Annotated in this window: 11 protein-coding genes; 3 read left to right on the forward strand and 8 right to left on the reverse strand. The window is 71.7% G+C overall.

What is annotated here, in order from left to right; all coding sequences use genetic code 11:
• Positions 1 to 119: 119 nt before the first annotated feature.
• The 4 genes from ABLE53_RS02920 to ABLE53_RS02935 all read right to left on the reverse strand — a co-directional run bounded on the left by ABLE53_RS02920 (position 120) and on the right by ABLE53_RS02935 (position 4,044).
• Positions 120 to 1,670: a serine/threonine-protein kinase gene (locus ABLE53_RS02920; RefSeq protein WP_348857102.1), complete on the reverse strand. Its 1,551-nt coding sequence runs from the start codon at positions 1,668 to 1,670 to the stop codon at positions 120 to 122.
• Positions 1,671 to 1,736: 66 nt separating this feature from the next.
• Entirely contained in the window at positions 1,737 to 2,816 is a 1,080-nt protein-coding gene (locus ABLE53_RS02925; RefSeq protein WP_348857104.1) for a branched-chain amino acid aminotransferase, read from the reverse strand.
• A gap of 33 nt (positions 2,817 to 2,849) precedes the next feature.
• A complete protein-coding gene (locus ABLE53_RS02930; protein WP_348857106.1) occupies positions 2,850 to 3,908 on the reverse strand; it encodes a 3-isopropylmalate dehydrogenase in 1,059 nt (352 codons plus the stop codon).
• Positions 3,909 to 3,918: 10 nt separating this feature from the next.
• Positions 3,919 to 4,044, reverse strand: coding sequence for a hypothetical protein (locus ABLE53_RS02935; protein ID WP_348857107.1), 126 nt, complete (start codon positions 4,042 to 4,044; stop codon positions 3,919 to 3,921).
• 270 nt (positions 4,045 to 4,314) lie between these two features.
• Here ABLE53_RS02935 and ABLE53_RS02940 point away from each other — a divergent pair, with 270 nt between their 5' ends.
• Complete coding sequence (locus ABLE53_RS02940; protein ID WP_348857108.1) at positions 4,315 to 4,884, forward strand: O-methyltransferase; 570 nt, start codon at positions 4,315 to 4,317, stop codon at positions 4,882 to 4,884.
• A 125-nt stretch (positions 4,885 to 5,009) separates the two neighbouring features.
• Positions 5,010 to 6,386 carry an MFS transporter gene (locus ABLE53_RS02945; RefSeq protein ID WP_348857109.1) on the forward strand — a complete coding sequence of 459 codons (1,377 nt, stop codon included), beginning with the start codon at positions 5,010 to 5,012 and terminating at the stop codon, positions 6,384 to 6,386.
• 7 nt (positions 6,387 to 6,393) lie between these two features.
• On the opposite strand, the gene efeB is transcribed toward ABLE53_RS02945, so the two are convergent.
• From efeB to ABLE53_RS02965, 4 genes are all read right to left on the reverse strand, one after another.
• A complete protein-coding gene (gene efeB, locus ABLE53_RS02950; RefSeq protein WP_348857110.1) occupies positions 6,394 to 7,686 on the reverse strand; it encodes an iron uptake transporter deferrochelatase/peroxidase subunit in 1,293 nt (430 codons plus the stop codon).
• A complete protein-coding gene (efeO, locus tag ABLE53_RS02955) occupies positions 7,686 to 8,912 on the reverse strand; it encodes an iron uptake system protein EfeO (RefSeq protein ID WP_348857111.1) in 1,227 nt (408 codons plus the stop codon). Before efeO ends, efeB begins: the two co-directional genes overlap by 1 nt.
• A complete protein-coding gene (gene efeU, locus ABLE53_RS02960) occupies positions 8,893 to 10,476 on the reverse strand; it encodes an iron uptake transporter permease EfeU (protein ID WP_348857112.1) in 1,584 nt (527 codons plus the stop codon). Before efeU ends, efeO begins: the two co-directional genes overlap by 20 nt.
• Positions 10,477 to 10,651: 175 nt before the next feature.
• Positions 10,652 to 11,374 carry a DsbA family oxidoreductase gene (locus ABLE53_RS02965; protein WP_348857114.1) on the reverse strand — a complete coding sequence of 241 codons (723 nt, stop codon included), beginning with the start codon at positions 11,372 to 11,374 and terminating at the stop codon, positions 10,652 to 10,654.
• 204 nt (positions 11,375 to 11,578) lie between these two features.
• Here ABLE53_RS02965 and ABLE53_RS02970 point away from each other — a divergent pair, with 204 nt between their 5' ends.
• The gene (locus ABLE53_RS02970; protein WP_348857115.1) at positions 11,579 to 12,790 is read left to right on the forward strand and encodes a quaternary amine ABC transporter ATP-binding protein; all 1,212 of its coding nucleotides are present in this window, start codon (positions 11,579 to 11,581) and stop codon (positions 12,788 to 12,790) included.
• Positions 12,791 to 12,792 lie beyond the last annotated feature (2 nt).

Below are 12,792 nucleotides of genomic sequence, written 5' to 3' on the forward strand. Positions count from 1 at the left end.
GCTGGGGCTCAGCGCGCTAGCGAATGATGATGGTGAACGTCGTCACGGCACCCATCCTGCCATGTCCTCCGCGATCCGGGCAGGGGTCTCAGGATCCGGGCGCGGATCGCGACCCCGACTCAGTGGAAGATCGAGGCGACCTTGGGCTCATCGGTCCCCGGGAACCAGTCGACGCCGTTGATCGAGAGCGACCACAGCAGTGCGGCGCCGACGGCGATGACGAGGCAGAAGGCGACCGCCCACCGCCGCAGCCCGCGCGCGAGCGGGTGGACGACGCCGGCGAGCGGCCCGCGGACGCGTTCGCCCCCGGGGCCGAGCCAGAGCATCGCGGCGAGCACGACCCCGCCGACGTAGAGCGTCGAGGCGAGCGGCGCGGCCACCGCATAGCAGACCAGGACGGCCGCGATCGCGATGCCGATCGCCCACAGCTGGAGCAGGACGGTGCTCGGCACCGAGCGGACGAGGTCCCACGGCGCGCCGAGGACGAGCCGCGGGCCGTCGTACCACTTCGCGCCGCGCACCTCCCGCCGGCGCGCGACGTGGGACGACGCCAGCGAGGCGCTGCGCAGCACCCAGACCAGGGCGAGGAGGGCGACGAGGGTGACCCAGGGGTACGCCGCGAGGCCGGCGCCCGCGGCCAGGCCCGCGGCCAGCCAGAGCAGGAAGCGACGGGTCAGCATCGCGAAGCCCGGCTTCGCGGGCGCAGCGTCCCAGGAGTCCACCAGGGTCCGCTCAGGCTCGGTCTCGGGCTCGGTGTCGGATCCCCGCGCGACGGAGTACGGCAGCGTCGGCTGCGGATCCTCGCGCGCCGGACCGCCACGGCCGGCGTACGACGGCACGGCGACCGGGCTCGGGGCCGACGGGTCACGCAGCCAGGCGAGGAGCACCTCGAGGGTGGGCCGTCGGCCCGGGTCCGGCGACAGCGCCGCCGCGAGCACCGGGCGCAGCTCGTCGGGCGCGCCCGCCAGGTCGAACTGCCCGCGCCGGGCGCGGTCCATGATCGCCATCGACGGGCCCTTGCCGAACGGCGGCCGGCCAGTGGCGGCGTACGCGACGGTCGCCGCCCAGCTGTGGACGTCGGTGGCCGGAGTGGCGTCGTCGCCGTGCAGGATCTCGGGAGGCAGGTAGCCCGGCGTGCCGAGCAGCCAGCCGGTGTGGGTGATCTTCGGGTCGTCGGCGACCCGCGCGAGCCCGAAGTCGATGAGGACGGGGGTGCGGCCCTCCATGATCACGTTGGACGGCTTCACGTCGCGGTGGAGCACACCGGCCTCGTGGCAGGCCGCGATCCCCTCGGCCAGGCCGCGGGCGAACCACATCAGGTCGGGTCCGGCGATCGGCCCCTCCTCGAGCACCTCGTCGTGGAGGGAGAGGCCGGGGACGTAGCGGGTGGCGACGTAGGGCACCGGTCCCCACGGGTCGGCGTCGACGATCTCCGCGATCCAGCGGCTGCGGACCCGGCCGAGCGAGGATACCTCGCGCGCGAGCCGCGCCCGGCCCTCCTCGTCGCCGACGATCTGCGGCCGTAGGATCTTGAGTGCGACCCGCTCCCCCGTGCGCTCGTTGCGAGCGAGATGGACAACGCCCATCCCGCCCTCGCCCAGCGGCGCGAGCAGGGTGTAGTCCCCGACCGTCCGGGTCCCCTCGGCCTTCCGGCGCGGCGCAGTCGTCACGGTGCGAGGTTACCTGGCACCTCGCCGACTCGGCGCTTCTGCACGCCTCGGGGCGCCGGGTCGCGTTCAGACGATGCGACGCATCCAGCCGAACGTGTCGTCGGCGCGGCCGAACTGGATGTCGACGAGCTGCTTGCGGATGGTGGCGCCGACGTTGCCGGAGGGCACCGACGGCAGCGAGCCGCCTTCCCAGACCAGCTCACCGACCGGCGTGACGACCGCGGCGGTGCCGCAGGCGAAGACCTCGGTGATCTCTCCGGAGGCGACACCCGCCCGCCACTCGTCGATCGCGAACTTGCGCTCCTCGACCTGGTAGCCGAGCTTGCCGGCCAGCTCGATCACCGAGGCGCGGGTGATGCCCTCGAGGATCGTGCCGGTCTCCGGGGTGACGATCCGCCCGTCGGCGTACACGAAGTAGAGGTTCATGCCGCCGAGCTCCTCGACGTACTTCCCCTCGCTCGCGTCGAGGAAGACCACCTGGTCACAGCCGTGGGCGGACGCCTCGTCCTGGGCGACCAGCGAGGCGGCGTAGTTGCCGCCGGTCTTGGCCGCTCCCATGCCGCCGCGCCCGGCGCGGGTGTAGTGCTCGGAGAGCCAGATCCGGACCGGCTTGACGCCGCCCTTGAAGTACGCGCCGGCGGGCGAGGCGATGACCATGTAGGTGATGTGGTGGGCCGAGCGCACGCCGAGGAACGGCTCGGAGGCGAACATGAACGGCCGCAGGTAGAGGCTCTTCTCGCTGCCCTCGGACGCCTCGGGCACCCAGCGCTGGTCCACCTTCACCAGCTCGAAGACCGACTGCACGAAGTCCTCGACGTCGAGCGACGGCATCGCCAGCCGCTGGGCCGACTTCGCCATGCGTACGGCGTTGGCCTCCGGGCGGAACGCCCAGACCGACCCGTCCTCGTGGCGGTAGGCCTTCATCCCCTCGAAGATCTCCTGCGCATAGTGCAGGACGGCGGTCGCGGGGTCGAGCCGCAGCGGACCGTAGGGCTCGATCCGGGCGTCGTGCCAGCTCTTCTCGGGGGTCCACTCGGCCACGAGCATGTGGTCGGTGAAGTAGTTGCCGAAGCCGGGCTCGGCGAGGATCTCCGCAAGCCGCTCGTCGCTGGCAGGGTTCGACGACAGCGTCGTGGTGATCTCCATGGGATCAACCTAGACCTTTCAGAGGTGAAGACTTCAGCCGAGGCGGGCGGCGATGGCATCGCCGACCTCGGAGGTGGGACGGGGCTCCGCGCCCCGGTCGGTGAGGTCGGCCAGGACGGCCGCGTCGATGGCCGCGGCGGCGTCGGTGTGGCCGAGGTGGTCGAGCAGCAGCGCGGCGGAGAGGATGGCCGCCGTCGGGTCGGCCTTCTGCTGACCGGCGATGTCGGGCGCGGAGCCGTGGACCGGCTCGAACATCGACGGAGCGGTGCGGTCGGGATTGACGTTGCCCGAGGCGGCGAGCCCGATGCCGCCGGTGACGGCCGCGGCGAGGTCGGTGATGATGTCGCCGAAGATGTTGTCGGTGACGATCACGTCGAAGCGGGCCGGGTCGGTGGCCAGGAAGATCATGACCGCGTCGATGTGCAGGTAGTCGACGGTCACCTCGGGGAACTCCTCCGCCACCGCCTGGGTGGTCCGCCACCACAGCGAGCCGGCGTTGACGAGCACGTTGGTCTTGTGGACCAGGGTGAGCAACTTGGCTGGCCGACGCTGGGCGCGGGCGAACGCGTCGCGGACGACCCGCTCGACGCCGAAGGCGGTGTTGACCGACACCTCGGTGGCGACCTCGTGCGGCGTACCGACGCGCATCGCTCCTCCGTTGCCGGTGTAGAGCCCCTCGGTGCCCTCGCGTACGACGACGAAGTCGATGTCACCGGGGTTCGCCAAAGGCGAGGTCGCGCCCGGGAAGAGCCGCGACGGGCGCAGGTTGACGTAGTGGTCGAGCTCGAAGCGGAGCTTGAGCAGCAGGCCGCGCTCGAGGATGCCGGGCGGCAGGTTCGGGTCGTTGGGCTTGCCGCCGACGGCGCCGAGCAGGATCGCGTCGTGCTCGCGGATCTCGGCGAGCACGGAGTCCGGCAGCACCTCGCCGGTGCGGAGGTAGCGGTCGGCGCCGAGGTCGTAGCGGGTCTGCTCGAACTTCACGGGCGAGGCGGCCTCGAGGACCTTGAGCGCCTCGGCCGTCACCTCCGGCCCGATGCCGTCGCCGGGGATCACTGCGAGCTTGAGGCCTGATGCGCCAGTTGCGTCGGTCATGGACCGCAGACTAGTTGTCGTCGGGGCGCTCGCCGCCGTTGTCCCGCAGGTCGAGCGCCCGCTGGACGGCCTCCTGGCTCTGCGGGTGCTCCGGGTCGTGGCGGGCAGGACCCCACTCGGGATACATCTCGTACATGTCGGCTCTCCTTCGTTGACCGGCCTACAGGGGGAGGAGAAGCCGGCTACGAAAGAAGTACGTAGAGACCACCGCGACGAGGTGGCCTCTCCGACAGCTACTGCTGTGTGGCCCCGTCGCGGCGCTCGGCTACGAGGAGAATCTTCCGCATGGTGCGGCCAGCGTACGGCGCGGCGCCCGTCGCGGCCACGGAACGCCGCAAACCGTCCGGGATCCGAGACGACGGTCCGGCGGTGGAGACCGACCCCCCGGGTCGGCGACACTAGAGGCATGAGCGCCCCGCCGGAGCTGCCGGAGATCGTCACCCGGGCCTTCGACGTGTCCCGACGCGCCGGCTACGTCTCGTTCTGCCGCAACGAGACCGGGCGGCTGCTCGCCACCCTCTCGGCGACCCGCGACGGAACGATGGCGGAGTTCGGCACCGGCTGCGGCGTCGGCACCGCCTGGCTCCGCTCCGGCGTACGCCGGGAGACCGCGCGCATCGTCACCGCCGAGCTCGACGAGGTGCTCGCGAAGTCGGCGGCGGAGATCTTCGAGGACGACCCGCAGGTCGAGGTCCTCGCGGCGGACTGGAACACCCTGCGCGACCAGGGGCCGTTCTCGCTGCTCTTCCTCGACGCCGAGACACCCGGCGAGGTGACCGTCGAGAAGATCGTCGACCTCGTCGAGGAGGGCGGGATCGTCGTCGTCGACGACCTGACCCCGTCGGAGGTCTGGCCGCCCCTCGTCCACGGCCGCGTCGACACGCTGCGCGAGCAGTGGCTGACCGACGAGCGGTTCACCACCGTCGAGGTGATGGTCGCGGGCGACACCTCGGTGCTCATCGCGACGAAGCGGTAGCCGGCCGGCGTCACTTTCCCGCCATTGTGGGGAAATTGCAGTCTCACGGCGCCGGAGCGCCGGCATTTCCGTGCCCATGTGGGGTTCTGTCGAAGTGGGCCGACGGCTGAGTAGAGTCCGCCCGCGTGACTGTCGCTCGGAACACCACGCCCCCCGCCGCCGGCTACTCGGTGGCCGCCCGCCTCGACCGGCTGCCCATCACCCGGACCCACGTCGTCGCGACGCTGGTGATCGGCCTCGGCCTCTTCTTCGACGCGTACGAGAACTTCCTGGCCTCGACCATCTCGGCGGTCCTCCAGGCGGAGCTGACGCTGGGCCGCAACGAGCTCGCGCTCGTCCTCGGCTCGGCCTTCCTCGGCCAGTTCCTCGGCGCGATCTTCATGGGCAGGTTCGCCGACCGCGTCGGCCGCCGGCCGGCGTTCATGATCAACCTGGCCGTCTACTCGTTCTTCTCGCTGCTCGGCGCCTTCAGCCCGAACGCGATCTTCCTGGTGGTCACGCGCTTCTTCGCGGGCGTCGGCATCGGCGCGGAGTACGCCCTCGCCGACACCTACCTGTCGGACCTGATGCCGCGGAAGGTCCGCGGCCGGTTCATCTCCTGGGCCTACACGCTCTCCTTCCTGGGAGTGCCGACCGTGGCGCTGCTCGCCCGCTGGCTGGTGCCGCTCTCCCCCGGCGGGATCGACGGCTGGCGCATCCTGTTCGTCCTCGGCGCGCTGGGCTCCTTCGCCGTCTGGCTCGTGCGCCGCGGGCTGCCCGAGTCGCCGCGCTGGCTCGAGCTGGCCGGCAGGCACGACGAGGCGGAGCGGATCGTGGCGTCAATGGAGGACGAGGCCCGCGCGGCCGGTCACACCCTGGCCGAGCCGGACCCCGCCGTACGCCCGACCCGGCGTGAGAACCTCCCGCTGGCCGCGCTCTTCAAGGCGCCGTACCTCCGCCGCACGGTGATGCTCTGGATCCTCAGCGCGCTGGAGGTCTTCGGGTACTACGGCTTCGGCACGCTCGCCCCGCAGGCGCTGATCACGAAGGGCTTCGACATCGTCGAGTCGCTCGGCTTCGTGGCGGCGACGGCCGTCGGCTACCCCATCGGCTCGCTGATCGCCGTCCCGGTCGTGGAGCGGGTCGAGCGCAAGTGGCTCGTCATCGGCAGCGCCCTGGGGATGGCGCTCTTCGGGGTGCTCTTCGGGCTGGCCGGGTCGGCGGCGTTGATCGTGGTCTTCGGGGTGGCGTACACGCTGGTCAGCAACCTGTTCTCGAACGCCTACCACGTCTACCTGTCGGAGTCCTACCCCACCGCGGTCCGCGCGACGGCCGCCGGAGCGGCGTACTCCCTCTCGAAGGTCGTCACCGGCGTCATGCCTTTCGTGCTGCTGCCGATCCTGCTCGACCACGGCGCAGGAACGGTCTTCAGCGTCGTCGCGGTCGTGATGGGCCTGCTGGCGGTCGACGTCGGCGTCCTCGGCACGCGTACGACGGGCCGCTCGGCCGACGCCGTGAACTGACCCCGGATCAGCTGAACAGCCCCTCGGCGAGGTAGTGCCCCTCGCGCGGCGCGGGAGGTACGGCGAAGATGCCGGACCCGATGTGGGCGATGTACTCGTTCAGCAGGTCGGAGCTGCCGAGCCGGCGCTGCAGCGTGACGAAGTGGCCCGGGTCGTTCTGGTAGCTGATGAAGAGCAGCCCGGCGTCGAGCTGGCCGAGATCGTTGATCCCGTCGGTGAAGTTGTAGCTGCGGCGCAGGATCTTGATGCCGCCGTTGTTCTCGTGGGCGGCGAGCGCGATGTGGGAGGTCGGGTCGATGGCCGCCTTGCCGGACACGGTCTTGTGGAAGTCGGGGGTGTCGAACTCCTTCTTCCCCGACAGCGGGGCGCCGACCTCCTTGGTGCGGCCGATGACCCGCTGCTGGTCGGTGACGTCGTCGGAGTCCCAGATCTCGATGTCCATCCGGATCTTGCGCGCGACCTGGTAGGTGCCGCCGCGCATCCAGGCGGGCTCGTCGTCGCCGACCCAGACGAACTCGTCGAACTCGGCCGGCTCCTTGATGTTGCGGGTGCCGTCCTTGAACCCCATCAGGTTGCGCGGCGTCATCTGCCCCTTGCCGGCCGATGCCCGGCCGAAGCCCATGACCGTCCAGCGGGTGTTGACGGTGCCGCGGCCCATCCGGGCGAGGTCGCGGATCGCGTGGTAGGCGACCTGCGGGTCGTCGGCGCAGGCCTGCAGCGACAGGTCGCCGCCGGTCAGGGCCGGCTGGAGCGAGTCGCTCGGCAGCGAAGGCAGGTCGGCGAGCAGCCGCGGCCTCTTGCCCGCCAGCCCGAACCGGCCGTCGAAGACACCCGGCCCGAGCCCGAGCGTCACCGTGAGCGAGCTCGGCCCGAGCTCGTAGGCCTCCCCCGTGTCCTGCGCGACGGCGCCGGCGCGATCGGGCGCCACCGTGCCGATCGGGCGGCCGGCCATCATCTGGGCGATCCCCGCCGACCAGCGGGCGAGCAGGACCTGAAGGTCGGTGACGCTGGTCGTGGTGAGGTCGAAGGTCATGTAGACGCAGTGCCGCTGCGGCAGCGTCTCGATGCCCGCCTGGTGGCTGCCCGTGTAGAACGTGTGGCTCCGGCTCAGGTCCACCGAGTCGCCCGCGTCGGTCGCCGGCTGGGCGTTGGCGGTGCCGCGGCCGCCCGCGAACCCGGCGACGGCGCCGACGGCCACCCCGGCACCGGCGCCGGCGAAGAGCCGACGCCGGGACAGGCCCCCGCGGGTGGCGGGGGCGTCCGGCGTACGGTCCTGCGCCCGGTGCGGCTCGGAGGTCATCAGGCGGTGGCCACCTTCTCGGCCAGCCGGCTCAGCGGGTCCTGGAGGGCCTGCACCGTCTGGCTCAGCTTGTTGGCGTCGGTCTTCTTCAGCTGCGGCGTGTAGGTCTTGTAGCCGCCGATCGCGTTCGGGTCCTTGTAGTCCTCGAGCATCGAGGTGACGGCCTGGAAGCGCTTGCTGATCGTCTCGGTCAGCGTCGGGTCGATCTCGGTGAGCCCGGCGCGCAGCGCCTCGAAGGCCTGCTGGGCGCCCTCGACGTTGTTGGCGAAGTCGACGAGGTCGATATGGCTGAAGGCCTCCTCCTCGCCGGAGATCTTGTTGGCCTGGACCTCCTCGAGGAGCCCGGCGGCGCCGTTGGCGAGGTCCTCGGGCTTGAGCTTCAGCGTCTTGGCGACCTTCGCGAGCTTCGTGACGTTGGTCGTCAGCTCGGCGGCGAGCCTCTTGGTGCTCGCGGTGATCTGCTTGCGGCCGAACAGGTCGCGCTCGACGGCGTGGAAGCCGTGCCAGCCGACCGCGGGGTCGAGGTTGGAGGCCCGCATGTCGATGAGGTAGTCGAGGTTGCCGTGGTTGTCGGTCGCGTCGAAGCCCGGGAGCACGAAGCCCTCGACGTCGGACTCGATCTTCTCGTAGAACGGCCGGGCCTCGCCGTAGGCCTGCTGGGCCTTGGCCAGGTCCCCGGCGTCGACCGCCTTCTGGAGGTTCCGGACCGCGGTGACCATGTTGTCGACCTGGAGGTTGACGTACTGGGTGTACTCGGTGACGCCCTGCGCCAGCTGCTGGGCCGCGCTGCCGGTCGGCGAGGCGCTGGCCTCGCCGGTGACCTTGATCGGGGTCTTCTCGGTCGCCGCGTTGGGGCAGTAGATCTCGTAGTCGCCGCCGCCGAGGGTGACGGTGAAGTGCACCTCCGGCAGGCCGGGCGCGAGGTTCTCCTTCTCGCCCAGGATGCGCTGGCCGCTGAGCAGCTCCACCTCGGTGATGCCGGTGGCGCTCTCGTTCTTGACCGTGAAGGTGACGGGGCCGGCCGCCAGCTCCTTGGTGTCGACCTGGCACTCGTCGCCGCCGCCGCCGCTGGCGAGCGTGACGTTCACCTGCGAGGCGCCCGAGCCCTTGCTGGTCGCTGACGTGTCGTCGCCCTTGTCCTCGGAGCTGCCGCAGCCCGCGAGGGCGGCGACGGCGAGGACCGAGAGGGCGGCGAGGGCTGAGCTCCTACGCAAGGGAGTCGGCATGGGTGGTGGTTCCTTCCGGTGCAGGCGCCTGCGCCGCCTCGGTGCGCGCAGGGTCGTGGGCGGTCGCGACGACCGCGGGCCCCGCCGCGGCACGGTGCCGGCGGGCGGAGACGAGGAGGAGAGCGGCGCCGAGCAGAAGCGCGACCGGGACCCAGTGCTTCCACAGGGTGCGGTCGTGGGCGGCCGCATCGGCGTCGGCGATCTTCGCGGAGAGGTCGGCGGCGTACGCCTCGTCGACCGTCCAGGTGCCGCCGCTGCCGGCGCCCTCCACGGTGAACGTGCGGGGCGAGGTCAGGCCGCCGCCGGAGATGGTGAGCACGAGGCGGCCGCCGGTGCGGGCGTCGACGAGCCCGCCGTCGCGGGTCAGCACGGTCAGGCCGGTGCTGTCGGACCAGCGGGCGGCGTACGGACCGGGGGCGGTGGCGACGCTCAGACCGACGGGGATGCGGTTGCCGGTGTAGGTGAGCAGCCGGTCGACGTCGAGGCGGCTCGGCAGGTCGCCGGCGACCTTCGTCGCGGTCCAGCGGGTGTCGGCGCCCTCCGCCGAGGTCGCCGTCGGGTGGGTGAGCGTGGTCGTGCGGCCGTCGGCGGTCAGGGTGGCGTGGTCGCCGTCGACGGCGACCACGGCGGTGCCGCCGCCGCTGACCGGCGCCTGGGCGGGTACGTCGGCGGACGGCTGCCGCACGAGCGCGAACAGCCCCACGGCCACGACGGCCATCGCGCCGGCGCCGATGAGCCGGAGCCGCTGCGCGAGCGCGGGGCTCGGGCGCAGCCGGGCCGGCCAGAACATCAGGGCGAGCATCGGGACGAGGTAGGCCGCCCAGCCGAGCACCTCGACGACGCGGGGGTCGGTGGGGATGCCGAGGACCCCGGTGACGAGGGCGGAGCGGATCGAGCCGTTGGGGGTCAGCCAGGTGAGGTCGACGGTGCTGCCCTGGCCCACCGTCACCCAGCCGGCCTCGTGTCCGGTGCGCAGCGCGCTCATGACGAGGCCGGCGGCCACGAGCACGAGGAAGACGCCGGTGACCTTGAAGAACCGCGCGAGGTTGAGGCGTACGCCGCCGGCGTAGATGCCCCAGCCCAGCCCGACGGCCACGAGGATGCCGAGCACCGCGCCGGTCATCGCCGCGGGCGCGTCGCCCGCGCTCTGGAACGTCGCGAGCAGGAAGACGGAGGTCTCGAAGCCCTCGCGCAGCACCGCGAGGAACGCCATCACGGCGAGCGCGGTGGTGGTGCCGTCCTTCAGCGCGGCCGCGGCGGCCGTCTCCAGCTCCCGCTTCATCGTCCGCGCATGCGTGCGCATCCAGAGCACCATGCCGGTCACGAAGAAGACCGCGACGCCGCCGATCACCGTCTCCATGGCCTCCTGCTGGCGCTGCGGCAGGCTCTCCTCGACGAGCTTGAGCACGACACCGACGGCGACGCTCAGCAGGACGCCGGCCCCGACGCCGAGCCAGAGGCCGCGCAGGGAGGCCGCGTTTCGGCGCAGGAAGGTCGCGACGATCGAGACGATGAGCGCCGCCTCGAGGCCCTCGCGAAGGCCGATGACGAAGGTGGGCAGCACGGGCGTTTCGATTCGGGCTCGGGGAGCTGCGGCGCTCCGGACGGATGGCTTAGGTGAGGCTATCTTAGGTTAGCCTCACCGCACCATAGCCATCCCCGGCCGGTCAAGTCACGGGCCGTGCCGCAGATGGTGCCGGGACCTTCGCCCCTGCCGTCGCGCGCCGGTCGTGGTCCGGTCAGAGGGCGCAGCTGTCGGGCCCGCAGGCGTCCGCCTCGTCGGTGGAGCCGGTCACGATCTCGAGGCCCGGGTGCGACTCGTCCCAGGCCCGCTGGACCACCTGGGCGAACAGCTCGATCGGCTGGGCGCCGCTGACGCCGTACTTCCCGTCGACGACATAGAACGGCACCCCCGTCGCGCCGTACGACGCCGCCCGGCGTACGTCGGCCTCGACCGCGTCCTCGAACTCCCGGCTGCCGAGGACCTCGTCGACCCGGCCCTCGTCGAGGCCGACCCCGACCGCGAGCTTGCGGAGCTCGGCGTGGTCGGCGACGTTGCGCGCCTCGCCGAAGTAGGCGTGCATGAGCGCCTCCTTCAGCTCGGCCTGGCGGCCCTCCGCGAGCGCGAGGTGGAGCAGCCGATGGGCGTCGAGGGTGTTGACGAACGGCGACTCGGCGTGGCGCCAGGCCATCCCCTCCTCGGCGGCCAGCGAGGTCACGCGGCCCTGGGTCTCGGCGGCCTGCTCGGGCGTCATGCGGTACTTCCGCGCGAGCATCTCCCGGGCGGTCTCGGTCGGCACCCGCGGGGCGCTCGGGTCGAGCTGGAAGGAGTGGTAGACCAGCTCCACCCGGTCGCGGTGCGCGAACCCCTCCAGCGCCTTCTCCAGTCGTCGCTTCCCGATGTAGCACCACGGGCAGACGACGTCGGACCAGATGTCGATGCGCATGACCTGGGCAACCATGAAGCGGAGAACATCGGCGGCCCTCCGATCCATTCCGGCCCCTTCCTGCAGGGCGCCGGAAGGCCTCGCCGACCCTGCCGAGCGGCCGCCGGTACCCCAGTCCCGGTTTGCGGAAACCCTCCTCCTGTGATGGGTTGGAAAGGTTCTCTGACGTGACAGACGCGCCTGGCGCGCCTTGACCTGACCCAACGACGAGGGGGCTTTTTGCCTGCGATCGAAGCACACCATCTCTACAAGGTGTTCGGCCGGAAGGGCCGGGCCGGCGTGGCCCGTCTCGAGTCCGGCGAGGACCCCGAGGCGCTCAAGCGGTCAGGGCTGACCCCGGCGGTCATCGACGCTTCCTTCGCCGTCGAGGAGGGCGAGATCTTCGTCGTCATGGGTCTCTCGGGCTCCGGCAAGTCGACGCTGATCCGGATGATGAACGGGCTCTACGAGCCCACCGCCGGTCACGTCGAGGTCTACGGCGAGAACCTGACCGGCGCCAGCCGCCGCGACCTGCGCCGGCTCCGCCGGGAGCGGATCAGCATGGTCTTCCAGCACTTCGCGCTGTTCCCGCACCGCACCGTGCTGGACAACGCGGCGTACGGCCTCGAGACGCAGGGCGTCGCGAAGGCGGAGCGCCGCGATCGCGCCCACGAGGCGCTCGAGCTGTGCGGCCTCAGCGGCTGGGACAACCACCGTCCCGGCGAGCTGTCCGGCGGGATGCGCCAGCGCGTCGGCCTCGCCCGGGCGCTCGCCGCCGACACCGACATCCTGCTGATGGACGAGGCGTTCAGCGCCCTCGACCCGCTGATCCGGCGGGACATGCAGGACCAGCTGATCGAGCTGCAGCACAAGCTCGGCAAGACCATCCTCTTCATCACCCACGACCTCAACGAGGCGATGCGCCTCGGCGACCGGATCGCGATGATGCGCAACGGGCGCATCGTGCAGATCGGGACGGCCGAGGAGATCCTGACCGACCCCGCCAACGACTACGTCGCGCAGTTCGTCGCCGACGTCGACCGGACCCGCGTCCTCACCGCCTCCTCCGTGATGGAGCAGCCCGTCGCCGTCCTCGGCGGCGAGCAGGGGCCCAGGGCCGCCCACAAGCTGATGCGGGAGCAGCAGCAGAAGAGCCTGTACGTCGTCGGCCGCGACCGCCGCCTGCTCGGCTACGTCACCGAGGAGGACGTCAGCGCGAACCTGGACCAGGAGGGCCTCGACACGCTGCTGCACCCGGCGCCGACGCCCGTCCACGGCCAGACCGCGCTCGCCGAGCTCTTCGGACCGTCCGCGGCCACGACCGTCCCGCTGCCCGTGATCGACGACGAGGAGCGGCTGATCGGGGTCATCCCGACCGTCACCCTGCTGTCCGCGCTCGGTGCGTACGCCGACGCCCCGGTCGTCGCCGACGAGGAGTCCGCCAGTGCCTGACC

This window comes from Nocardioides asiaticus (genome assembly GCF_040049175.1).
GTDB classification, from domain to species: Bacteria; Actinomycetota; Actinomycetes; order Propionibacteriales; family Nocardioidaceae; genus Nocardioides; species Nocardioides cheoyonin.

Coding starts and splice junctions, on each gene's coding strand:
- ABLE53_RS02930 (WP_348857106.1), bottom strand. CDS start 3,908: ATGACCGACGCAACTGGCGCATCAGGCCTCAAGCTCGCAGTGATCCCC.
- ABLE53_RS02940 (WP_348857108.1), top strand. CDS start 4,315: ATGAGCGCCCCGCCGGAGCTGCCGGAGATCGTCACCCGGGCCTTCGAC.
- efeB (WP_348857110.1), bottom strand. CDS start 7,686: ATGACCTCCGAGCCGCACCGGGCGCAGGACCGTACGCCGGACGCCCCC.
- ABLE53_RS02925 (WP_348857104.1), bottom strand. CDS start 2,816: ATGGAGATCACCACGACGCTGTCGTCGAACCCTGCCAGCGACGAGCGG.
- ABLE53_RS02965 (WP_348857114.1), bottom strand. CDS start 11,374: ATGGTTGCCCAGGTCATGCGCATCGACATCTGGTCCGACGTCGTCTGC.
- efeO (WP_348857111.1), bottom strand. CDS start 8,912: ATGCCGACTCCCTTGCGTAGGAGCTCAGCCCTCGCCGCCCTCTCGGTC.
- ABLE53_RS02935 (WP_348857107.1), bottom strand. CDS start 4,044: ATGTACGAGATGTATCCCGAGTGGGGTCCTGCCCGCCACGACCCGGAG.